Source organism: Streptococcus sp. Marseille-Q6504 (assembly GCF_965111625.1).
On record NZ_CBCOON010000004.1, the window covers coordinates 51,022 to 74,654 of the forward strand.

The 23,633-nt window shown below is 37.3% G+C and carries 20 protein-coding genes; 17 read left to right on the plus strand and 3 right to left on the minus strand.

The genetic code is table 11. The annotated features are described in order from the left end of the window. The first annotated feature begins 29 nt into the window (after window positions 1-29). The 5 genes from ACWPUA_RS05325 (at window position 30) to ACWPUA_RS05345 (ending at window position 5,390) form a co-directional block, all read left to right on the plus strand. Complete coding sequence (locus tag ACWPUA_RS05325) at window positions 30-527, plus strand: YkgJ family cysteine cluster protein (protein ID WP_006152239.1); 498 nt, start codon at window positions 30-32, stop codon at window positions 525-527. Window positions 528-736: 209 nt separating this feature from the next. Then, complete coding sequence (locus ACWPUA_RS05330; protein ID WP_454379627.1) at window positions 737-1,780, plus strand: glycosyltransferase; 1,044 nt, start codon at window positions 737-739, stop codon at window positions 1,778-1,780. Beyond that, a complete protein-coding gene (locus ACWPUA_RS05335) occupies window positions 1,777-2,688 on the plus strand; it encodes a phosphodiester glycosidase family protein (protein ID WP_454379629.1) in 912 nt (303 codons plus the stop codon). Before ACWPUA_RS05330 ends, ACWPUA_RS05335 begins: the two co-directional genes overlap by 4 nt. Continuing rightward, window positions 2,663-3,088 carry a hypothetical protein gene (locus ACWPUA_RS05340; protein ID WP_454379631.1) on the plus strand — a complete coding sequence of 142 codons (426 nt, stop codon included), beginning with the start codon at window positions 2,663-2,665 and terminating at the stop codon, window positions 3,086-3,088. Before ACWPUA_RS05335 ends, ACWPUA_RS05340 begins: the two co-directional genes overlap by 26 nt. 217 nt (window positions 3,089-3,305) lie before the next feature. Beyond that, window positions 3,306-5,390 carry a glucosaminidase domain-containing protein gene (locus ACWPUA_RS05345; protein ID WP_454379633.1) on the plus strand — a complete coding sequence of 695 codons (2,085 nt, stop codon included), beginning with the start codon at window positions 3,306-3,308 and terminating at the stop codon, window positions 5,388-5,390. 150 nt (window positions 5,391-5,540) lie between these two features. On the opposite strand, the gene ACWPUA_RS05350 is transcribed toward ACWPUA_RS05345, so the two are convergent. Beyond that, a complete protein-coding gene (locus tag ACWPUA_RS05350; RefSeq protein WP_454379635.1) occupies window positions 5,541-7,292 on the minus strand; it encodes an LPXTG cell wall anchor domain-containing protein in 1,752 nt (583 codons plus the stop codon). A gap of 343 nt (window positions 7,293-7,635) precedes the next feature. After that, on the minus strand, window positions 7,636-9,447 hold the full coding sequence (locus ACWPUA_RS05355; RefSeq protein ID WP_454379637.1) for an Ig-like domain-containing protein: 1,812 nt from the start codon (window positions 9,445-9,447) through the stop codon (window positions 7,636-7,638). Window positions 9,448-9,977: 530 nt separating this feature from the next. Between ACWPUA_RS05355 and ACWPUA_RS05360 the strand changes: the two genes are divergently transcribed. The 12 genes from ACWPUA_RS05360 (at window position 9,978) to ACWPUA_RS05415 (ending at window position 22,365) form a co-directional block, all read left to right on the plus strand. Further along, window positions 9,978-10,670, plus strand: coding sequence for a YjjG family noncanonical pyrimidine nucleotidase (locus ACWPUA_RS05360; RefSeq protein ID WP_454379639.1), 693 nt, complete (start codon window positions 9,978-9,980; stop codon window positions 10,668-10,670). Window positions 10,671-10,734: 64 nt separating this feature from the next. Beyond that, a complete protein-coding gene (locus ACWPUA_RS05365; RefSeq protein ID WP_454379796.1) occupies window positions 10,735-11,490 on the plus strand; it encodes a DUF4336 domain-containing protein in 756 nt (251 codons plus the stop codon). A 13-nt stretch (window positions 11,491-11,503) separates the two neighbouring features. Further along, window positions 11,504-12,157, plus strand: coding sequence for a uracil-DNA glycosylase (locus ACWPUA_RS05370; RefSeq protein ID WP_454379641.1), 654 nt, complete (start codon window positions 11,504-11,506; stop codon window positions 12,155-12,157). Window positions 12,158-12,166: 9 nt separating this feature from the next. Further along, window positions 12,167-12,631, plus strand: coding sequence for an NUDIX hydrolase (locus tag ACWPUA_RS05375; RefSeq protein WP_368909823.1), 465 nt, complete (start codon window positions 12,167-12,169; stop codon window positions 12,629-12,631). A 12-nt stretch (window positions 12,632-12,643) separates the two neighbouring features. Further along, window positions 12,644-13,912, plus strand: coding sequence for a dihydroorotase (locus ACWPUA_RS05380; RefSeq protein WP_368909822.1), 1,269 nt, complete (start codon window positions 12,644-12,646; stop codon window positions 13,910-13,912). 43 nt (window positions 13,913-13,955) lie between these two features. Next, window positions 13,956-15,296, plus strand: coding sequence for an MATE family efflux transporter (locus ACWPUA_RS05385; RefSeq protein WP_454379644.1), 1,341 nt, complete (start codon window positions 13,956-13,958; stop codon window positions 15,294-15,296). A 181-nt stretch (window positions 15,297-15,477) separates the two neighbouring features. Then, window positions 15,478-16,446 (plus strand): thiamine pyrophosphate-dependent dehydrogenase E1 component subunit alpha, encoded by a 969-nt coding sequence (locus ACWPUA_RS05390; RefSeq protein ID WP_036757432.1) that lies wholly within the window; start codon window positions 15,478-15,480, stop codon window positions 16,444-16,446. A gap of 16 nt (window positions 16,447-16,462) precedes the next feature. Continuing rightward, window positions 16,463-17,455 (plus strand): alpha-ketoacid dehydrogenase subunit beta, encoded by a 993-nt coding sequence (locus ACWPUA_RS05395; RefSeq protein ID WP_006152177.1) that lies wholly within the window; start codon window positions 16,463-16,465, stop codon window positions 17,453-17,455. A 324-nt stretch (window positions 17,456-17,779) separates the two neighbouring features. Beyond that, complete coding sequence (locus ACWPUA_RS05400) at window positions 17,780-18,823, plus strand: dihydrolipoamide acetyltransferase (RefSeq protein WP_454379646.1); 1,044 nt, start codon at window positions 17,780-17,782, stop codon at window positions 18,821-18,823. Window positions 18,824-18,862: 39 nt separating this feature from the next. Continuing rightward, window positions 18,863-20,566: a dihydrolipoyl dehydrogenase gene (lpdA, locus tag ACWPUA_RS05405; RefSeq protein WP_006151487.1), complete on the plus strand. Its 1,704-nt coding sequence runs from the start codon at window positions 18,863-18,865 to the stop codon at window positions 20,564-20,566. Between the two features lie 58 nt (window positions 20,567-20,624). Then, complete coding sequence (locus tag ACWPUA_RS05410) at window positions 20,625-21,614, plus strand: lipoate--protein ligase (protein WP_454379649.1); 990 nt, start codon at window positions 20,625-20,627, stop codon at window positions 21,612-21,614. Between the two features lie 109 nt (window positions 21,615-21,723). Then, window positions 21,724-22,365 (plus strand): hypothetical protein, encoded by a 642-nt coding sequence (locus tag ACWPUA_RS05415; protein ID WP_454379651.1) that lies wholly within the window; start codon window positions 21,724-21,726, stop codon window positions 22,363-22,365. 85 nt (window positions 22,366-22,450) lie between these two features. Here ACWPUA_RS05415 and xerS read toward each other — a convergent pair whose 3' ends face one another. Beyond that, the gene (gene xerS, locus ACWPUA_RS05420; RefSeq protein WP_454379653.1) at window positions 22,451-23,521 is read right to left on the minus strand and encodes a tyrosine recombinase XerS; all 1,071 of its coding nucleotides are present in this window, start codon (window positions 23,519-23,521) and stop codon (window positions 22,451-22,453) included. Between the last annotated feature and the right edge of the window lie 112 nt (window positions 23,522-23,633).

The window sequence follows — 23,633 nt, forward strand, 5'->3', positions numbered from 1 at the left end:
TAGTTTCAGAAAAGGATGTTAAAGAATCTATGTCAAAAGAAATCGATATCGAATACTATCACCAATTAGCTTTACAAAAGCAAAAAGAGCATCGTAAATTTCTTGGAAATCTGAAAAAGAAAGCACCAAAAAACCTAGATAAGATTGCGCTGGAGATTCACCAGGAAGTTTTTGAAGAAATTGATTGTACAGCCTGTGCTAACTGCTGCAAGAGCCTTGGACCGGATTTTAAGGAAGCAGATATTACACGCATTGCCAAGTACTTTAAAATGAAATTACCAGCCTTCGAAGATGAATTTCTACAGGTAGATGAAGACGGTGATAAGATCTTTAAGTCAATGCCATGTCCATTTCTCGGCGGTGACAATCTTTGTTCCATCTATGATGTCCGTCCCAAGGCTTGTAGAGAATTTCCACATACCGACCGTAAAAAGATTTATCAAATCAATAATCTGACTATCAAAAATACTTTAACTTGTCCTGCAGCCTATCTCTTTGTCGAGAAATTAAGAGATAAAATAGAATAAATAGTTTATTTTATAATAAATTCCATCCTCAAATTCATATGCTATTTGAGGATTTTTGTATATTTATTAATATTGATTATTTTTAATTTCTAAAGGAAATGAGTTCCAGTCTTAAAGTTTCTTTAACTTTTTCTTAAAGAAAACTGATATAAGGTATCTTTAAGCGATGTTCTGTATAGTTATACCATCACTAAGAAAGGAGTGCCGGTATGAACTATATAGTAATTCCAGCTTATCAACCTGATAATAAACTTATCAAACTCATCGAAAAAATCCACGAAAAGAGTGATTTTCGTATTCTAGTTATCGACGACGGTAGTTCATCAAAGTGTCAAAATATCTTTGATAAAGCAGAACAATATGCTACGGTACTCCGTCACAAAGTGAACCAAGGTAAAGGCCAAGCACTTAAAACGGCCTTTACTTATATCCAACAACAAAATAGCTATGGAACGGTTGTAACGGCAGACGCAGATGGTCAGCATAAGATTTGGGATATTCTCCGTACGGCTAATAAAGCTTCTGAAAATCCTAATAAGCTAATCTTGGGTGTGCGGGCCTTCACTGGTAAAGTACCCCTTCGTAGCCGTTTCGGAAATAGCTTAACAAAAGCACTTTTTAAGATTCAAACTGGGGTAGAAGTAGCAGATACTCAAACAGGACTTCGAGCTTTTACAACAAATCTTATTCCTTTTATGCTAAAGATCGAAGGACAACGTTATGAATATGAAATGAATATGCTACTTGAAGCTACTAAAGAATATCAAATTTTAGAAGTTCCTATTGAGACAGTTTATATCAATGATAATGAGGGTTCACACTTCCGTCCAATCAGAGATGGATTAATGATTTATAAAAATATTTTTAAATTTGCCTTGTCATCTCTCAGTAGTTTTGTTGTAGACTATCTTGTTTACGCTATTGCAATCTTGTTTTTACCAACAGCGCCAACAAGTTTTCGAATTTTCCTAGCTAACGGACTAGCTCGTGTGACAAGCTCCGTTTTTAACTACTCTACAAATAAGAAACTAGTCTTTAAAAACGACGATAGCTTTGTGAAAACAGGGATGGGGTACTTTGGTCTGGCAGTCGGGCTCTTTGTCTTAGACACGCTACTAATTCGTCTCTTCTTTACAATCTTTGGTATTAACCTTCTGATTGCCAAAGTTATCGTCGGCATCCTTCTCTTCGCTGTCTCTTGGACAGTGCAAAAGAAATTGATCTTTAAGGAAAGGACATCAACTGTATTATGAAATTTATAAAGAAACCATATGCTTATGCCTCGGTTCTCGGTTTACTATTGACAGGATCCTTTAGTTACTCAATGTTGAAAACTTTTGTACTCGCTGAGACTATTTCGACAGTAGCAACAACTAATACAAGTTCCAATACAGTTCAAGCTAGCCAAGCAGCTAAACCAGCAACAATAACTAACTCAAGTTATAAGGACGGGAATATCTCTATCAAGTTGACTGAAACGACGGTTAATCATACCCAAGTTTATGTTGCAGATGTTACAGTAAGTTCATCAGAATATCTAAAAACAGCATTTGCTCAAAACTCATTTGGAACAAACGTAACAGCTAAAACATCTGTCACTGCTGCAGATAATGATGCAATTTTAGCAGTCAATGGCGACTATTACGGTGCCAACTCTTCGGGTTTTGTTATCCGTAATGGAGTTGTCTATCGTGATACTGTCCGTGAAAATTCTAATAATGGTGATTTAGCCATTTATAAAGATGGTTCTTTCAAGATTATTTACGAGGATCAGATTTCAGCTGAGCAACTTGTCAAAGACGGAGTTATTAATCTCTTAGCTTTTGGTCCTGCCTTGGTAGAAAATGGTGAAATAGCAGTAGGAAAAAACCAAGAAGTTGGACAAGCTATGGCTTCGAATCCACGTACAGCTATTGGTATTATCGATGAAAACCACTACATTATTGTAGTTTCTGACGGACGTACATCTGAAAGCAAGGGTCTATCCCTGTACCAAATGGCTGAAGTCATGAAATCATACGGTGCAAAAACAGCTTACAATCTTGATGGTGGGGGTTCCTCTACACTTTACTTCAACGGTCAGGTTATCAATAAACCAACGACTGGAGGAAACAAAATTTCAGAAAGGGCGGTGAGTGATATTGTCTACATCGGTTATTAATCTTGGCAAAAAACGTTTTAAAAAAACTGCCATCTCTTATACACTAATTACGATTTTCTTCTTTGCCTTCTCTAGAATTTATGAAGCATTCAGTTTTGGAGAGACATCAGTTCATATGCATTACTTGTTCGCCGTACCTCTGGTCGGTGGGATAATACTAGTAATCTTTCTCAAAGCTCTTCCACATTTCTCTCGTATCAGTCTAAATCTATGGAATTCGGCAGTAGCTATTTTTACAGCAGGTATGCTTTTCCGAGGAATTGTTAATCTATCAGGCCGTTCAACCGCACTTGATGCACCATACTGGTACGTTGGGATTGGTTTTTCAGTACTAGCTATTCTATCCATCTTTATAAAACCGTTTCTAACTAATCAGCGTACCAAAGTAATAGAAGGTTAATTATCAGAATAAAAAAGTAGTCGTTCAGATCATGTTCGACTACTTTTTGTTGACTTTTATTTCTAAATTGTTTTAACAATATTACAACTTTCTTTCTTCTTAAAGACCTTACTTTTATATTTGAAATTATATTGTATAATAAAATGGATAATTCTCGTCTGTAATAGAGATAAGCAAGAAATAAAGAATATGAATTTATAAAATTGAAAGGTAAAAAATGAAAAAGATATTACTAGCAAGTACTGTTGTTCTTTCCATGGCAGGTATTTCAAAAACAACTGTATTAGCAGAGGAAAACCAAGCTACAAACAAAGTACAAAGTTCAGAAAAAACTGTAGCAAATGGAACGATTAAGGAAGCTAAAGAGAAAAAGCAAGCTCAAGGTCAAGAACAGGGCGATAAACAGAATCAGAACGAAACACGAAACAAGGCAGAAAAGGATTCTTCTCAATCTACACAGAAACAAGAAACAGCCCTTACTAAGGATAACTCTTCAACAGAAGAAATTACTGAAGAGGTTAACAAAGAAGGTTGGCAAAAAGAGAATGGTCAATGGCGTTATTATGAAAATAAAAAGTCTGTCAAAAATTGGAAGAAGATTGCTGGAGTTTGGTATTATTTTAACCAGGATGGTACCATGCTTAGCAATACTGTCTTTAACGACTATCTTTTCAATAAGAGTGGAGCCCTAGCGGAATCATCATGGGTAAAACTTGAAAATAAATGGTATTATGCGACTGAAGAAGGAAAAGTAACTCGAAATAAATGGGCTAGTATTTCTGGAGATTGGTATCGTTTTAATCAAGACGGTATCATGCTTAGTAATGTCATTTACGAAGACTATTTATTCAATAGCAACGGTGCTTTAGCAATTAACACTTGGACTAAAATTGATGATAAATGGTACTATGGTAATCAGGATGGGAAAATTCTTCGTAATAAGTGGGAAAAAATTAAGAACATCTGGTATTACTTTAACCAAGACGGAACCATGCTCAGTGATACGATTTACAAAGAGTATCTCTTCAACAAGAGCGGTGCATTAGCCGAATCTTCATGGGTTAAAATTTCTAACAAGTGGTATTACGCTGATGCATCCGGTAAAATAACTCGTAATAAATGGGAAAAAATTAAAGACCGCTGGTATTACTTTGATGCGGAAGGTGTAATGGTAAGTAGCACCTGGAAAAAGAAATACTATTTAAAAGATAGTGGTGCTATGGCACAAAGTGAATGGATTTTTGACAAACAGTACAATAGCTGGTTCTACTTAAAACCAGATGGGACTTATGCTGAAAATCAATGGCAAGAGTCCTACTATCTTAAATCAGGTGGCTATATGGCCAAAAGTGAGTGGATTTTTGATAATTCACACAATGCTTGGTATTATCTAAAAGAAGATGGACTATATGCTACTGGAACACTCAAAATCAATGGTAAAAATTATAGCTTTGAAAATAACGGGAAGTGGATCTCTAACCCATCTAGTTATTATAAAGTAAAACCAATAACAGCCTATGTTTATAGTGCTTCTGGAGCTAGACTTAGCTATATTTCTCAAGGTACTATAGTCGCTGTTTCTGCCTCAGGATCACAAGGTGATAGATTACCAGTCCAAATTTCTGGACTTTCAGGCTTTATGAATAAGAGTGACCTTGTAGCTGTGAATGCTAGTGACGAGTTTATTCCTCATTATACGAGTGATGGTCGTTACGTTTATCACGAGTTATCACCTTATACAAGTATTCGTGTAGCACCTCATAGTTCATCGATGGCTATTGGTACAAAATACTATTCAGCAGATGGCGTTAACTTCGATAACTTTAAAGTTGAGAATCCATTCTTATATAGAGATCTAAGGAAGCCAACAAATTATACAGCAGCTGAACTAGATAAAGTTTATTCTCTTATGAATATTCAGGGGAGCCGACTTGCAGGTAAAGGAGAGGTCTTCAAAGAAGCGGAGAAACGTTATCAGGTCAACGCACTCTATCTAATGGCCCACAGTGCTCTGGAAAGTGCATGGGGACGTAGTCAAATTGCTAAAGATAAGAATAACTTCTTTGGTATTGCCGCCTATGATACAACTCCATATGATTCTGCAAAGAGTTTTGACAATGTTGATAAGGGAATCTTGGGTGCAGCTAAATGGATTCGAGAAAATTATATTGATGAAGGTAGAACCTATCTTGGTAACAAATCATCTGGTATGAACGTTCTTTACGCTTCCGATCCATATTGGGGTGAAAAGATTGCTAGCATTATGATGACAATCAATAGTAAACTTGGTGAAAAAGATTAAAATATTTTAAAATCGATAACTTTAAAATGGTTATCGATTTTCTCTATTATAAATCATAAAAAATAAAGGGTTTACTTTTTTAGTAAACCCTTTTTTGGTTGTGAACTTAAATCATATAAAATTAGACCACTTTAATTGTGTTCATTAAAATTAGTTATTTTTAGATTTAAGTGAGTTTCTAACAACTAGAATTGATGAAACAAGGATGATAGTACCAAGAATTGTTACAAATGTTCCTTTTCTTTCACCAGTTTTTGGAAGCCCTGGCTTATCTTCAGTTGTAGTTGTTGTAGTTGAAGTAGCCTTAGGTTCTACAGTTGTAGTTGTTGTAGTTGAAGTAGTCTTAGGTTCTACAGTTGTAGTTGTAGGCTCTTCAGTTGTAGTTGTAGTTGAAGTAGTCTTAGGCTCTTCAGTTGTAGTTGTTGTGCTTGAAGTAGTCTTAGGCTCTTCAGTTGTAGTTGTAGTTGAAGTAGTCTTAGGCTCTTCAGTTGTAGTTGTTGTAGTTGAAGTAGTCTTAGGCTCTTCAGTCGTAGTTGTTGTAGTTGAAGTAGTCTTAGGCTCTTCAGTTGTTGTTGTAGTTGAAGTAGTTGTAGACTCTTCAGTTGTTGTTGTAGTTGAAGTAGTTGTAGGCTCTTCAGTTGTTGTTGTAGTTGAAGTAGTTGTAGGCTCTTCAGTTGTTGTTGTAGTTGTTGAAGTAGTTGTAGGCTCTTCAGTCGTAGTTGTAGTTGAAGTAGTTGTAGGCTCTTCAGTTGTTGTTGTAGTTGTTGAAGTAGTTGTAGGCTCTTCAGTCGTAGTTGTAGTTGAAGTAGTTGTAGGCTCTTCAGTTGTAGTTGTTGTAGTTGAAGTAGTTGTAGGCTCTTCAGTTGTAGTTGTGGTTGTGGTTGTAGTTGTGGTTGTAGTAGTTGAAGTTTGATCGCCATCCACACCACCGTTTGCATTGATGTTTGCCACAGATGCGTTTACTTCTTTGGCCACAACCGCAGTTTCACCTTTGACTTGGTACCAAACTTTTGTGTTGTTCTTGAAGTCTTTTTGCTTTTCATTTTCTAATTTTGTACGATAGAAAATTAGAACGCCAGTCTTGTTGATCAAGTCTTTTGGAATTGTAACAGTGATTTTTCCAGAAGCATCAATTGTGAATGTTGATCCAGGAAAGGCCGCTAAGAAATCGTCGATAGCAGTTGCACCACCGTAATATCCAGGTTTATTACCTGTTGTAGTAATACTGAAGCTATCTTTTACAAGTGAATGACCACCTTGGATTTCATCTTCCACACGAACGTCGCCGTCCACTTCTAAGTTCATTGCGTTGATTGTCAATGTCCAAAGAATGTGTTCAGGATCATTAGCGTGCATATCCCCAGCTTTTAAGTAGAATGGAGCGTGGTTTTCGCCAGTCGCCTCTTTCTTAACGCTTAGATCTACTGTCTTATCTCCACTGATGATAGTAAATTTACCAACATGTTCTTTATCAGTTGCTGTATCATTATGAACTTCAATCTCAAATTCACCCCAACCACGGATGTTTTGAAGGTTTTTGATAGCTTCGTTAAAAGTAACAGTAGCAGAGCCATCAGTAATGACCATGTCTCCAACGTAAGTTCCGTCGATGTTTAGAGGAATAGTCTTTTTAAAACCTACCCCATAGACTGTACCAGAACTAGTCCAATTAACTTTTAATGTATCACCTGGTTGGATTTTTTGTGCGTGCTCGTCAAATGTAAACTTAACAGTTGTTTGTCCACCATCTGTGATTTCATTTGATGAAACAGTCAGAGAGCTAATATTATTACTGACATCTCCAGCTTTTACCACATCAGACTGCGAAAATACTATGAACAATAAGGGTAAAAATACAAGAAAGAAGACTTTTGCAAGTCTACTTAGATTATTTTTTTTCATTTCCTTCTCCTATTTGTCTCCAAATTTTTACATTTATTTGTATGTTAAAACTAAAACTTACAAATATATGCATAATTATATAGGTTACTTTTTCAAGACAACACTACTAAAAATGCACCTCCTACTAGTCAATTATCAAAAAATATCCTATAAGGTGAATTATATCACAAATAAATAAAACTTCAAGTATTTAACTGTTTTAATTATAAAATTATATTAAATTCTCTGAAAAAATTTAAACATTTACTTTGAACAATGTTTGTAAGCAATGATTCATTCGTCGAGGAAATGAAAAAGGACTATTTTTGAAATAGTCCTTTATATAGTTAATCAATCTTTAACCTTATTCTTTTTCATTTTTACGTAAGAATGCAATGGCACCGATTGATGAAATGAGAGTTACAAAACCAATGATAGTAACTAACGTTCCTTTGCCTTCACCAGTATTAGGAAGTCCTGGTTTGTCGTTTGTTGTTGTTACTGTAGATTTAGGTTCTTCACCAGTGGTTGTTGTAGTTGTTGTAGTTGAAGTAGTCTTAGGCTCTTCAGTTGTTGTTGTTGTAGTTGAAGTAGTCTTAGGCTCTTCAGTTGTTGTTGTTGTGCTTGAAGTAGTCTTAGGTTCTTCAGTTGTAGTTGTTGTGCTTGAAGTAGTCTTAGGCTCTTCAGTTGTAGTTGTTGTGCTTGAAGTAGTCTTAGGCTCTTCAGTTGTAGTTGTTGTGCTTGAAGTAGTCTTAGGCTCTTCAGTTGTAGTTGTTGTAGTTGAAGTAGTTGTAGGCTCTTCAGTTGTAGTTGTTGTAGTTGAAGTAGTTGTAGGCTCTTCAGTTGTTGTTGTAGTTGTAGTTGTTGTAGTAGTAGTTGTTGTTTCTTCTTTTGGATTCACAATTGTTTTAGTTACTGAATGATCTGCTCCAAAATCTTCAACATTAACCACAGTATCGGCTTCTTTGATGATATGACCTGAAGGGGCTTCAATTTCAGTTAAGATATATTTATCTTTTAACAGTTTGCCAACAGCAATATTACCATTTTCATCTGATTCAAACTCACCAATGACTTGATTATTAGCTTGACGAACGACTCTAAACTTAGCACCTTTAAGTGGTTGGTTAGCATCATCGACTTTATGAATGTTGATTGAGAAAACATAACCAACACCAGAACCACCAGCAATTTGAACGGCAGCAGCATTCGTTACATTTTTGGTTTCAATACCTAGACCTTTAAGAGTTGCTTCATTTTTCAAGACCTCTCCGTCGGCTGGATCATAATTTAAACGAACATTATAAGCAATACGATATTGGTCATTTTCAGTAACATCACCTAAATCGATAACAAATGATTGACCATCTTCGCTAATTGTAATCTTATGTTGGTCTGTTACATCAACTCTATCAGAGAATACCCACTCACCAGTATCATAAGAGAATTTACCTTTAATAATTTTAATGCTATCTTTTACGTATGAAGCATTCGTAAATTGTAAGTGATCTTCGAGTGTAACATTCTTAATATTTTGTTTTGTACGATTGACAGAAATCGTGTATTGAATTTCCCTTTGGTCCCCTGCGTTTACCCAACTAGTCTTTGTTAAAAGTCTAGGATTTCCATCACCAACACCAGTAAATGAAACTTTACCAGCAATTTTTGTTTCTTTGTTAATGGTGATTTCTACTGGAACCTCACCTTTTTGTGGGTGTTTTTTGAAATCGATACGAGCGTAAAAGAAGAATGATCCGCTTGTATCTGAGTGTTTTTCAACATAATCCGTATAGGTAATTGTAATGGATTTATTATCTGGGCTTACTTCAGCATTTGCGATAATCTCATTTGTATTGATATCACGAATCTTGAACGAAGTATTAGTAATCATCAAAGCATCTGGAACAGTAACTACAGTTGAATCTCCTGCTTTAACATTTTTTCCAGACAAATTATAATCAGCGTTGATTCGGAAGGTTGCCCACTGTTGCAAGTCCCAGTTGAGTTCTCCGCCTTCATTATTTGATACTTTAACATTTTGGATTGTATCAACAAATTTTCCAGAAACTGAAACCTCAGGAGTTTCAGCAAAAGTTTTATTCAAACTAAATACGAAAATAGTCGTCAATACAACGATCAAAAATGAGAAAATACTAAACTTTTTCTTTTTGTTCATCATATACATCCTTCTTATAAATTTAAGATAGTTTCTAAATATAATATAAAGTAGTGTCAATCATTAACTGAAAGACGAGTTAATAATATAGGTTAATTTTATAGACAAACCTTAACCAAGCCTCCTCCTAGTCTAACACTAAAACTCCCCTATAACGTGAATTATATCACAATAAAACATGGACATCAATGTTTAAGGTGTCAAATTATTATGAAAATGTAAGTTTTTCGAATTATTATATAAGTTATGTTTTCAACGGACAAATAATATATAATAACAGTTGCATTTCTCATAAAATTAGGAGAAAATTAGTATCAGATTTATGCTTAAATGATATCCTTTATTTCTGTCACATTTTAGTAATTTAATATATTTTTTTTAAGTTTAACTAGTAATTTTAGAGCTTTTAGATTTAATTTTTTTAGTTCAATTTTGTCAACTTAAAATTACCACACTTGGTTAATAGTTTTGTTTGTGTTATACTTTGAAGTATATTATATAAAGAATACTGAATACAGGACAATGAATAGATGATTTATAAATTTTTACTCTTCGACCTTGATCATACCTTGCTTGATTTTGATACTGCCGAGGATGTAGCTTTAACGCAACTTCTAAAAGAAGAAGGTGTTACCGATATTCAAGCCTATAAAGATTATTACGTTCCAATGAATAAGTCTCTCTGGAAGGATTTGGAGCTTAAAAAGATTAGAAAACAGGAATTAGTTAATACACGATTTTCAAAATTGTTTTCGTATTTTGGAATTGAAAAGGATGGCGTATACTTAGCTGAACGTTATCAGTTTTTTTTAGCTCAACAGGGGCAGGTATTTTCTGGGGCCATGGAACTCTTAGATAGCCTTATTGATCGTGGTTATGAACTCTACGCTGCCACCAACGGGATAACTACAATTCAGACAGGTCGTCTGGCTCAATCAGGTCTTGCTCCCTATTTCAACCAAGTCTTTATCTCAGAGCAGTTGCAAACTCAAAAACCTGATACACTATTCTATGAAAAAATCGGTCAGCAGATTGCTGGATTTAGTAAACAAAATACGCTGATGATTGGAGATTCTCTAACCGCCGATATTCAAGGGGGAAATAATGCTGACATTGGCACCATCTGGTATAACCCTAATCACCTCGAAAATCACACACAAGCCCATCCGACTTACGAAGTTGACTCTTATCAGGCTCTGCTAGAACTCTTAGATAAACTGTAAAAAGTGGTTTCCATAGCCACTTTTTGCTATAATAGAGGCAGTAAAAATGAAGGAGTAGTAAATGATGTCTAGGCCACCTCTTTCTCTTTATGAACCATTGTATTTACTAAAGAAAGTTGATCAAAATATCTGGATAGTAGATGGTGATTTGATACAAATGGATATGAAGGTCTTCAAACTTCCTTTTCAGACACGTATGACGGTGATTAAGTTAAATGATGACAAACTTTGGATTCATTCTCCTATTGCTCCAAATGAAAAACTTTTTACTGAACTGGACGCTTTGGGCAAAGTTGCTTACCTGATATCACCAAATAAGATTCACTACGCCTATATTGCAGATTGGAAACAAAGATATCCTCATGCGCAAGCATGGTCTAGTCCAGGAGTAGAAGAGAGAGCGAAAAGTCAGAAAGTCAAGGTTGTATTTGATGCTCCCTTAACAGATAAGGCTCCTGACTTATGGTCTGATGAGATTGAACAACTCATTTTTAAGGGAAGTTCAGTCATTGAAGAGGTGGTATTTTTTCATAAATCAACTAAAACACTGATTGTGACAGACCTCATAGAGAATTTTGAACCGGAAAAGATAGCTAGTCCAATCCGCAGAAGATTCTATCGTTTAGCTCGTGTAACATCCCCTGATGGACAAACTCCTATCGATTATCGGATGACTTTCATAGGAAGACAAAGGGAAGCAAAAACTTCCTTTTCCCGTATGTTAAACTGGAAACCTGATAAGATTATACTTGCACATGGTTTATGCTTTTTTAAAAATGGTACGGATGAATTAAGACGTGCTTTTCGATGGATACGGTAAAGGAGAGAAAGCTATGCAACACTCATCTTGGCACGCCTTGATTAAGGAGCAACTACCGGAAGGTTATTTTGGGAAAATCAATCACTTTATGGAACAGGTTTATGCTCAAGGAACTGTATACCCGCCCAAGGATAAGGTTTTTCAGGCTCTTTTGACAACTCCTCTTGAAGATGTTAAAGTGGTGATTCTTGGTCAGGATCCTTATCATGGTCCTGGTCAGGCTCAAGGTTTGAGTTTTTCTGTACCCGATGCTATTCCAGCGCCACCGTCCTTGCAAAATATCTTGAAAGAATTGTCAGATGATATCGGGGTTAAGAAATCCCATGATTTGACAGCTTGGGCGGAGCAGGGTGTTTTACTTCTCAATGCTTGTCTTACAGTTCCGGCAGGACAGGCCAACGGTCATGCTGGTCAAATATGGGAGCCTTTTACAGATGCTGTAATTAAGGTTGTTAATAATCTTGATAGACCTGTAGTCTTTCTCCTCTGGGGTGCTTATGCACGTAAGAAAAAGATATTGGTAAGTAATCCTCAACATCTGATTATTGAATCAGCTCACCCGAGTCCCCTTTCCGTTTACAGAGGATTTTGGGGTTCCAAGCCTTTTTCCAAGGCCAATGCATTCTTAAAAAAAACAGGACAAGAGCCAATTGATTGGCTTAGATAAGGAGAGAATATGCCTCAGTTAGCGACAATTTGCTACATTGATAATGGAAAAGAACTGCTCATGCTTCATCGCAATAAAAAGCCTAATGATGTCCATGAAGGAAAATGGATTGGTGTAGGTGGAAAGTTAGAGCGTGGAGAAACTCCACAAGAATGTGCTGCCCGCGAGATTTTAGAAGAAACAGGATTGAAGGCTAAGCCGGTTCTTAAAGGTGTAATAACCTTTCCTGAGTTCACACCAGACTTAGACTGGTACACCTATGTGTTTAAGGTGACGGAGTTTGAGGGTGATTTAATTGACTGTAATGAAGGGACTTTAGAATGGGTTCCTTATGATGAGGTTTTAAGCAAACCAACCTGGGAAGGAGACCACACCTTCGTAGAGTGGCTTTTAGAAGATAAACCATTCTTTTCAGCAAAGTTTGTTTATGATGGTGATAAATTAATGGATACCCAAGTGGATTTCTACGAATAAAGGAGAAAGCAGATGCTACTAATTAAAAATGGTCGAGTAATGGATCCTAAGTCTGGTTTGGATCAAGTGTGTGATGTCTTGGTTGAAGACGGTAAAATTGTCAAAATTGCACCACAAATTAGTGAGAAAGATGCAGAGGTCATTGATGCAACTGGTCTTGTAGTTGCACCTGGCTTGGTGGATATCCATGTTCATTTCCGTGAACCTGGTCAAATTCATAAAGAAGACATTCATACAGGAGCACTAGCAGCTGCTGCAGGTGGATTTACAACTGTCGTTATGATGGCTAATACTAATCCAATCATCTCCGATGTTGAGACTTTGCAGGAAGTTCTTCAATCTGCGGCAAAGGAAAAAATTAATGTTAAGTCTGTAGCAACGATTACCAAGAACTTTAATGGTCAAGACTTAACTGATTTTAAAGCTCTTTTAGAAGCTGGAGCTGTAGGTTTTTCTGATGACGGCATTCCGCTTGAAAGCAGTAAAGTTGTCAAGGAAGCTATGGAAGAGGCTAAAAAACTCAACACCTTTATCAGCTTACACGAGGAAGATCCTGGCTTGAATGGAATTCTCGGTTTCAATGAAAACATTGCTAAAGAATACTTCCATATCTGTGGGGCAACAGGAGTTGCTGAGTATGCTATGATTGCACGTGATGTTATGATTGCCTATGCAACAAAAGCTCATGTTCATATTCAGCATTTATCTAAAGAAGAAAGTGTTAAAGTAGTAGAGTTTGCTCAAGGTTTGGGAGCAAACGTAACTGCAGAAGTAGCACCGCAACATTTCTCTAAGACTGAAGCGCTTCTCTTGACTAAGGGAAGTAATGCTAAGATGAATCCACCACTTCGCTTGGAGTCTGACCGTCGTGCAGTTATCGAAGGACTCAAGTCTGGTGTCATTTCCGTGATTGCGACTGATCACGCGCCTCACCATGCTGATGAAAAAAATGTCGAGGATATCACCAAAGCTCCTTCAGGCATGACAGGACTGGAAACTTCATTGTCGCTCGGTTTAACTTACTTAGTCGAAGCTGGTGAGCTAAGCTTGATGGAGTTGTTAGAAAAAATGACAGTAAACCCAGCCAAATTGTATCATTTTGAAGCAGGTTATTTGGCTGAAAATGGTCCAGCTGATATTACCATTTTTGATGATAAAGCTGACCGAATTGTAGACAACCATTTTGCTTCCAAAGCAGCTAATTCACCATTTATCGGTGAAACTTTAAAAGGGCAGGTAAAATACACTATTTGTAATGGACAGATTGTCTATAAATACTAGATGAAATACTGCTCTATAAAATTTAAATTTAGAGAGAGTCTGTATGTATCCAACCCATCATTTTAAAGACAAGTTCATTTTATTTCTTAAGATTTTCTTCCCTATTTTGGTTTATCAATTCGCAAATTATTCGGCTTCCTTTGTTGATACGACCATGACCGGCCAGTATAATACTATTGATTTAGCTGGTGTATCAATGGCTACTAGCTTGTGGAATCCTTTCTTTACTTTTTTAACAGGTATTGTTTCTGCCTTAGTCCCTATAGTTGGACATCATTTAGGACGTGGGAAAAAAGAAGAAGTGGCTTCTGATTTCTATCAGTTTCTTTATCTTTCGCTTGGCTTATCCATTTTTCTATTTGTTTTAGTTTTTCTGGTTGCTCCTCTAGTTCTAAATAATATGGGATTAGAAGCGGCGGTAGCAAATATAGCAGGTCGTTATCTATGGTTTTTAGCAATAGGGATTATTCCTCTCTTACTCTTTAGTGTTATCCGTTCATTACTGGATGCACTTGGATTGACAAGGTTGTCCATGTATTTGATGCTTTTATTACTCCCTCTAAATAGTGGTTTTAACTATTTATTGATTTATGGTGCCTTTGGTTTTCCTGAGTTGGGAGGAGCTGGGGCAGGCCTTGGGACCTCTATGGCTTATTGGGCCTTGTTGAGTATATCTATACTAGTCCTTCTTAAACAAGAAAAATTAAAAGAACTACACTTAGAAAACCGACTACCTTTAGACAGGAACAAAATAAAAGAAGCGATAAAACTGGGATTACCAATAGGTGGAACTGTATTTGCAGAAGTTGCTATTTTTTCAGCAGTGGGATTGATTATGGCAAAGTTTTCATCATTGATAATAGCTAGTCATCAATCTGCCATGAATTTTTCTTCTCTCATGTACGCTTTTCCTATGAGCATTTCAACAGCAATGGCTATTGTTGTTTCTTACGAAGTTGGTGCTAAACGTCTAGAGGATGCTAAGAAATACATAAAAATCGGACGACTATCAGCTATGGTATTCGCAATTTTAACACTTTCTTTTCTGTATATTTTTAGAGAAAATGTTGCCAGTCTCTATGGTCATGATCCAGAGTTCATTCAATTAACGGCTAGTTTTATGACCTATAGCTTATTTTTCCAACTAGCTGATACATTTGCGGCACCATTACAAGGTATTTTACGAGGCTACAAAGATACTGTCATCCCTTTCTACCTTGGTCTCCTTGGATACTGGGGAGTTGCTATACCTCTTGGTTTATTTCTAGATTATTCAACAAATCTCGATGCTTATTCATATTGGATAGGTCTTATCGTAAGTTTAGTTGTCAGCGGATTACTCTATCAGTGGCGTTTACAAGTTATTATGAAAAGATTCAAATAATTTGTTGAAAATATCCATGGAAATCAGTTTGTGAAATAGCCATTTTACGTAAAGAAAAGTCTTGATTTCATTGACTTTTCTTTTTTTAATTTGTGAAAAAATATCAAGCATAATCTTTGACTCTAGTTAACCTATAAGTTAGAATAGAACTATAAGAAATTAAACTTAGAAAGGCAAGATTATGTCAACTTTAGATAAAAATCTTTTGCTTGAGATGTTCCGTAAGATGGAAGAAATTCGTCGTATGGATTTAAAAATTGCTCAATTAGTAAAAAAAGGAAAAGTGCCAGGTATGACGCACTTTTCTGTTGGTGAGGAAGCTGCAAACGTTGGGGCTATGTTAGCTCTAAACGAAGACGACCTCATAACATCGAACCACCGTGGTCACGGACAAGCCATTGCTAAAGGAATCGACCTTAATGGTATGATGGCTGAAATCCTTGGTAAGTATACTGGAACTTGTAAAGGTAAAGGTGGATCAATGCACATCGCCGACCTTGATGCAGGGAACCTTGGTGCTAACGGTATCGTAGGTGGTGGTATGGGGATTGCAGTAGGTGCAGCCCTTACTCAACAAATGAAAAACACTGGTAAAATCGTTGTCTGCTTCTTTGGTGATGGAGCGACGAATGAAGGTGTATTCCACGAAGCTGTTAATATGGCTTCAATTTGGAATCTTCCAGTAATTTTCTACTGTATCAATAACGGTTATGGAATCTCTGCTGATATTAAGAAAATGACAAATGTCAAGCATATCCATGAGCGTAGTGCTGCTTACGGTATTCCTGGAATGTTTATCGAAGACGGTAACAATGTTATCGATGTCTACGAAGGATTTAAGAAAGCAGTTGACCATGTTCGTTCTGGTAAAGGTCCTGTCTTGATCGAAAGTGTAACTTACCGTTGGCTTGGTCACTCATCATCAGACCCTGGTAAATATCGTACACGTGAAGAAGTCGATGAGTGGAAAGAAAAAGATCCAATCGAAAACCTTCGCAAGTACCTTGTTGAAAATAAAATTGCTAGTGCAGAAGAACTTGAAGAAATTCAGGCTCAGGTCAAGGAAGCAGTGGAAGCATCTGTTAAGTTTGCAGAAGAAAGTCCATTCCCTCCACTAGAATCAGCTTTTGAAGATATTTACGCAGACTAAGGAGAAGTAGAGAAATATGGAAACAAAATTAATGTCTTTCCGCGATACCATTATCCTTGCAATGTCTGAGGAAATGCGTCGCGACGAAAATGTACTCTTGATGGGTGAAGATGTCGGTGTCTTTGGTGGAGACTTTGGTACATCTGTAGGTATGCTTGAAGAATTTGGGCCAGAACGTGTTCGTGACTGTCCGATTTCCGAAGCAGCTATTTCTGGAGCAGCTGCTGGTGCAGCTATGACTGGGCTTCGTCCAATCGTCGACATGACTTTCATGGACTTTTCTGTTATTGCCATGGATAATATCGTCAACCAAGCAGCTAAAACTCGTTACATGTTTGGTGGTAAAGGTCAAGTACCAATTACAATCCGCTGTGCCGCTGGTAACGGAGTAGGTTCTGCAGCACAACACTCACAATCATTGGAATCATGGTTCACTCATATCCCAGGATTGAAGGTTGTAGCTCCAGGTACACCAGCTGATATGAAGGGACTTCTTAAGTCTTCTATCCGTGACAATAATCCTGTTATCATTCTTGAATACAAATCAGAATTTAACCAAAAAGGTGAAGTACCAGTAGATCCTGACTATACAATTCCGCTTGGTGTTGGTGAAATTAAACGCGAAGGAACTGATGTAACGGTAGTAACATACGGTAAAATGCTTCGTCGTGTCATGCAAGCAGCTGAAGAATTGGCTGAAGAAGGCATCTCAGTAGAAGTAGTAGACCCACGTACTTTGGTTCCACTTGATAAAGACATCATCATTAACTCAGTTAAGAAGACTGGAAAAGTAGTTCTTGTCAACGATGCCCACAAGACAAGTGGTTTTATTGGGGAAATCTCAGCTATTATCTCAGAATCAGAAGCATTCGATTATTTAGATGCACCTATTCGCCGTTGTGCAGGTGAGGATGTACCGATGCCTTACGCACAAAATCTTGAAAATGCAATGATTCCAACTGTTGAAAGCATCAAAGATGCAATCCGTAAAACTCACAACAAACAATAGTACATAAAATAAATTATGTAAAACAATCAGACGAGAAGCTTTGTATCTAATAGATGCAAAGTTCTCTACGTCCTTAATATCTTAGATTAGAGCATGGGCTAAAAGCTTGGAAAAAAAGATAAATCTCCTTGACTTCATCGAAGTCTACGTTGATTTCATATTTTTCGGTCGCTTTTAAACGCCCTTTACATCATGTAATTGAATTCGGACGGAGGTCTGTGAAAAAAAGATAGATTTCCTTGTGTTCATCGAACACATCGTCAATCTCCTATTTTTTCATTGCCCTCTTCGTCCTTAATATCTTAGTATAGAATAGGAGAGGTCATGGCTGATGATAAGCTAAGAGCGACTCCTGCAGCTAGAAAATTAGCGGATGATTTAGGAATTAATCTCTACGATATTTCTGGCTCAGGCGCAAACGGTCGTGTCCACAAAGAAGACGTGGAAACATTTAAAGACACTAATGTGGTTCGCATTTCACCACTTGCAAAACGAATTGCCCTTGAACATAACATTGCATGGCAGGAAATCCAAGGAACTGGTCATCGTGGCAAGATTATGAAGAAGGATGTTTTAGCTTTCCTTCCGGAAAATATTGAAAACGATACGATTAAGTCACCTTCTCAGATCGAAAAAGTGGAAGAAATTCCAGATAACGTAACTCCTTATGGGGAAATCGAGCGTATTCCGATGACTCCTATGCGTAAGGTTATTGCTCAACGTATGGTTGAGTCTTACTTGACTGCACCAACCTTCACGCTAAACTACGATGTAGATATGTCTGAGATGCTAGCCCTTCGTAAGAAAGTGCTTGATCCAATCATGGAAGCAACTGGCAAGAAAATCACTGTTACAGATTTGCTTTCACTCGCAGTTGTTAAGACACTGATGAAACACCCATACATCAATGCTTCATTGACAGAGGATGGTAAGACAATTATCACCCACAACTACGTCAACCTTGCGATGGCGGTTGGTATGGATAATGGATTGATGACACCAGTTGTCTACAATGCTGAAAAGATGACCTTGTCTGAATTGGTTGTTGCATTTAAAGATGTCATCGGACGTACTTTGGATGGTAAACTAGCTCCTAGCGAATTGCAAAATTCAACCTTCACCATCAGTAACTTGGGAATGTTTGGGGTTCAATCATTTGGTCCTATCATCAACCAACCGAACTCAGCAATCCTCGGTGTTAGCTCAACAGTTGAAAAACCGGTTGTAGTAAATGGTGAAATCGTGATTCGTCCAATTATGAGTCTTGGTTTAACAATTGACCACCGTGTCGTAGATGGTATGGCTGGTGCTAAGTTTATGAAAGACTTGAAAGCTTTAATTGAAAACCCAATCTCAATGTTGGTTTAGAGAATTTATTTTTAGAAATATAGATAAAGGAAGTAAGATATGGCCTTAGAAGTAATTATGCCAAAAGCCGGCGTGGATATGACAGAAGGACAAATCGTCCAATGGAATAAAAAAGTCGGAGAATTTGTAAAAGAAGGAGAAATCCTTTTGGAAATCATGACTGACAAAGTCAGCATGGAATTGGAAGCAGAAGAAGACGGTTACTTGATCGCTATCCTGAAAGGGGACGGCGAGACTGTTCCTGTTACTGAAGTTATCGGTTATCTTGGTGAAGAAGGGGAAAATATCCCAACAGCTGGAGCAGCTGCACCAGAAGCTAGCCCAGCACCTGCAGCAAGTGCTTCGAACGATGATGGTAAGAGCGATGATGCTTATGATATCGTTGTTATTGGTGGTGGACCTGCTGGTTATGTTTCTGCCATTAAAGCAGCTCAATTAGGTGGTAAGGTTGCTCTTGTTGAGAAATCTGAACTTGGTGGAACTTGCTTAAACCGTGGATGTATCCCAACTAAAACTTACCTTCACAACGCCGAAATTATCGAGAATATCGGTCATGCTGCAAATCGTGGTATCGTGATTGAAAATCCTAACTTCACTGTTGATATGGAAAAACTTTTAGAAACTAAATCTAAAGTTGTCAATACCCTTGTAGGTGGTGTTGCAGGACTTCTTCGTAGCTATGGAGTTGATGTTCATAAAGGTATCGGTACTATTACTAAAGATAAGAATGTCTTGGTAAATGGTTCTGAATTGCTTGAAACTAAGAAAATCATTCTTGCTGGTGGTTCAAAAGTAAGCAAGATTAACGTTCCTGGAATGGAATCATCACTTGTGATGACTAGTGACGATATCCTTGAAATGAATGAAGTACCAGAAAGTCTCGTTATCATTGGTGGTGGAGTTGTCGGTATTGAGCTTGGTCAAGCCTTCATGACATTTGGTTCAAAAGTTACTGTTATCGAAATGATGGATCGCATTGTTCCAGCAATGGATGCGGAAGTATCTAAGAACCTTCGTTTGATTCTTGAGCGTAAAGGTATGACTATCTTGACAGGTACTAAACTTCAAGAAATCATCGAAGAAGATGGCAAACTTCGTATCAAAGTTGAAGGAAAAGATGATATCATCGCAAATAAAGCCCTTCTTTCAATCGGTCGTGTTCCAGATCTTGAAGGAATCGGAGAAGTTGAGTTTGAGTTAGACCGTGGTCGTATCAAGGTTAACGAGTACATGGAAACTTCTGTTCCTGGTATTTATGCACCAGGTGATATCAACGGTACTAAGATGTTGGCTCACGCTGCCTTCCGTATGGGTGAAGTAGCTGCTGAAAATGCCCTTAAAGGAAATCACCATGTTGCTAAATTGAACTTGACTCCTGCAGCTATTTACACACTTCCAGAAGTAGCAGCAGTTGGTTTGACTGAAGAACAAGCTCGTGAAAAATACGATGTCCAAATCGGTAAATTCAACTTTGCTGCAAACGGACGTGCCATTGCATCAGATGCAGCTCAAGGATTTGTTAAAGTCATTGCAGACAAGAAATATGGCGAAATCCTTGGAGTCCACATCATTGGTCCTGCAGCTGCAGAGTTGATCAATGAAGCGTCAAGTATCATCGAAATGGAAATCACTGTTGAAGAAATGCTTAAGACAATCCACGGACACCCAACATACTCTGAAGTTATGTACGAAGCATTTGCTGATGTTCTTGGAATGGCTATCCATTCACCTAAGAAAAAATAAAAATAGATAGACTAGACTGGAATTGTTTTCCAGTCTCTATCGTATTAGAAGGTATCTTATGAAATACATTATCAATCATTCAAACGACACTGCCTTTAATATTGCTTTAGAGGAGTACGCTTTTAAGCATCTTCTTGATGAAGCTCAAATCTTCCTTCTTTGGATCAACAAACCATCTATCATTGTAGGTCGTCACCAAAATACCATCGAAGAAATTAACCGTGACTATGTTCGTGAAAATGGAATTGAAGTAGTCCGTCGAATCAGTGGTGGTGGAGCTGTTTACCATGATTTGAACAACCTTAACTATACCATCATTTCAAAAGAAGATGAAAACAAGGCCTTTGACTTCAAGAGCTTCTCTACTCCAGTTATCAATACTTTGGCTGAACTTGGTGTTAAAGCTGAATTTACAGGCCGTAACGACTTAGAAATAGACGGCAAGAAATTCTGTGGAAATGCACAAGCCTATATCAATGGCCGTATCATGCACCATGGTTGTCTTCTCTTTGACGTGGATTTGTCTGTCCTAGCTAACGCACTTAAAGTGTCTAAAGATAAGTTTGAATCAAAAGGGGTTAAATCAGTCCGTGCTCGAGTAACTAATATTATCGATGAATTGCCAGAAAAGATCACTGTTGAAGAATTCCGTGATTTACTCTTGGAATACATGAAAAAAGAATACCCTGAGATGACTGAGTATGTATTCTCAGATGAAGAATTAGCTGAAATCAATCGCATCAAAGAAACTAAGTTTGGAACTTGGGACTGGAACTATGGTAAATCACCAGAGTATAACGTCCGTCGTGGCACAAAATTCCCAAGCGGTAAAGTTGAAATCTTTGCTAACGTTATCGAGTCAAAAATTCAAGATATCAAGATTTATGGTGACTTCTTCGGTATCGAAGATGTAGCAGCTGTAGAAGATATCCTTCGTGGTGTTAAATATGAACGCGAAGATGTTCTTAAGGCCCTTCAAACCATTAACCTAGGTCGTTACTTCGCAGGAATTACTGCAGAAGAAATTGCTGAGGCAGTTGTAGAATAAAGTAAAAGATATCCATTTAACATGGATATCTTTTATTTTGGACTTGATATTCAAAAATAATGAGAGTAGAATAAAGAGGAAATCTGAACAAAAAAGGGGATTATATTCAATGATGAAAATTCCAGTGGAAAAACTTGGTCTATTTGAACAGTTAGATCGTATAGTAGTGGCTTTTTTTAGCAAGCAACAACCTTCAAGTCCATATGATTTGAATATCAGTATTACACAAGAACACCTTGACCAGAAAAAACAAGAGTTAGAACCATTGGGCTATCAAGCTGTCCAACTACCATTAGGAATGGCATTAGATAATGTCATCCAGCAACCTCATTATAAAAGCTTAATCATTGGTGGACTTGCTCCCGACGAAATTATAGTCAGCAAAGAAGAATTAATGCCTTTGAAAGATATTGTGGACAGTTTTTGTATTATGTACGCTGCAGCGAATAACAGACTGGAAAATAGTAAGGCTTACGAATTAATGAAAGATAAGACGGTTTATTTTATTGGTAAACTATTTACAGATATTCCAAAAAACGGTGATGAAATTGCTTATTTAGGAATTGATCGAATAGCGAGCGATGGTACACCATATGAAGCAGTTAAATGCTTTCTAACGGAAGAGAGTGCAGAGAAGTTCAATGGTGAAAAAAGACCTGTCACCCCTGCAAATTTGGCCTATCTAAAATCATTCTGGGGAAAACCAGTCATTATTGAGCCACACCGTAATTATTGGATCGAATTTTTATAGAAATAATAAAAGAGCGTAAGATTCGATAAAAAATCCTACGCTCTTTTTCTAACACTAAAACATTACATAATCTATATTATGTGTATTATAAACTATCCAAGGCGTTTTTCTGTTCGTCATTAACGATATGGGTATACAAGTCGGTAACTTGTGTGCTAGCATGTCCCAGCTGGTGACTTACCAAAACCTGTGATTTGGTTGCATCATAGAGACGTGTTGCAAGCGTATGGCGTAGTTTGTGGGGAGTTACCCGAACTTTGAAGTCTTCCGAATACTTAGCTACCATCTTTTCAACACTAGAAGCATCGATTCGGTTTGGAACCCCTCGATACAAGGTCAGAAAGAGAGCTGTATCTTTTTTTTCTGTCTTATAGCGTTTATCGCGAATGGCTAGATATTGCTCTAAATAGGGTTTAGCAAAGGCAGCAACATTAACTGAATCTCGTTTTCCACCTTTTCGAGTGACGTCAATCACCATCATCTTAAGATTGAGATCTCGAAGATCAAGGTTAACTGCTTCGGAGAGACGAACACCAGAAGCGAGAAGGAGTGCAATGATGGCTAAATCTCGCTCCTTATTCTTTTTAAAGGACGATAAGGCTCGATTTGAGAGAGTTTTAGGGTATTCCTCATCTATATAATTCAAAAATCCCTCTGTTTCATCACCTAAAAAGAGCTTTTGCTTGATATTTTCAGCTCGCGCAGCCAAGGTTTCTTTCTTTTTCTTGGTTGCAACCTTCTTCATGACATTGCGATAGAAATAAGGTTCACCTTGTTCATTTTCAACTTCCTCAGTCAAATACTTATAAAGACTAGAAAGTGCAGAAAGTGTACGATTAATGGTTGTTTGAGAAACCCCGTTTTTTGTCGTATTGGCATTGAGCAGAGGACGTTCACGTAAGTAAAGAATAAAGGATTCCATGTCTTTCTTGGTCATGTGCTCCAGAACGTCTAAGGGAATATTGGCCATGGTGTCAGCATCCGATATACCAGATTCCAAGACCCAGGTGAAAAATCTATCGTATTCCTTTAAGTATTCGTATAAGGTCGTAAAACTGTATGGAACGGCCAGTTTTGATTGGTAATATTCTAAGACGTACCAAGGCATGACTTGTTTGAGTTTATCGATACGTTCTAATAAGATCTCGCGTTTCATGTTATTCTCCAAATCTTTCTATACTAGTAGTATAGCATAGCTAGGTATATTTTTCAAGAAAATTATAGTTTTTCGGAAAGATGTTATAGGGGGGATTTAGGAATAGATAACT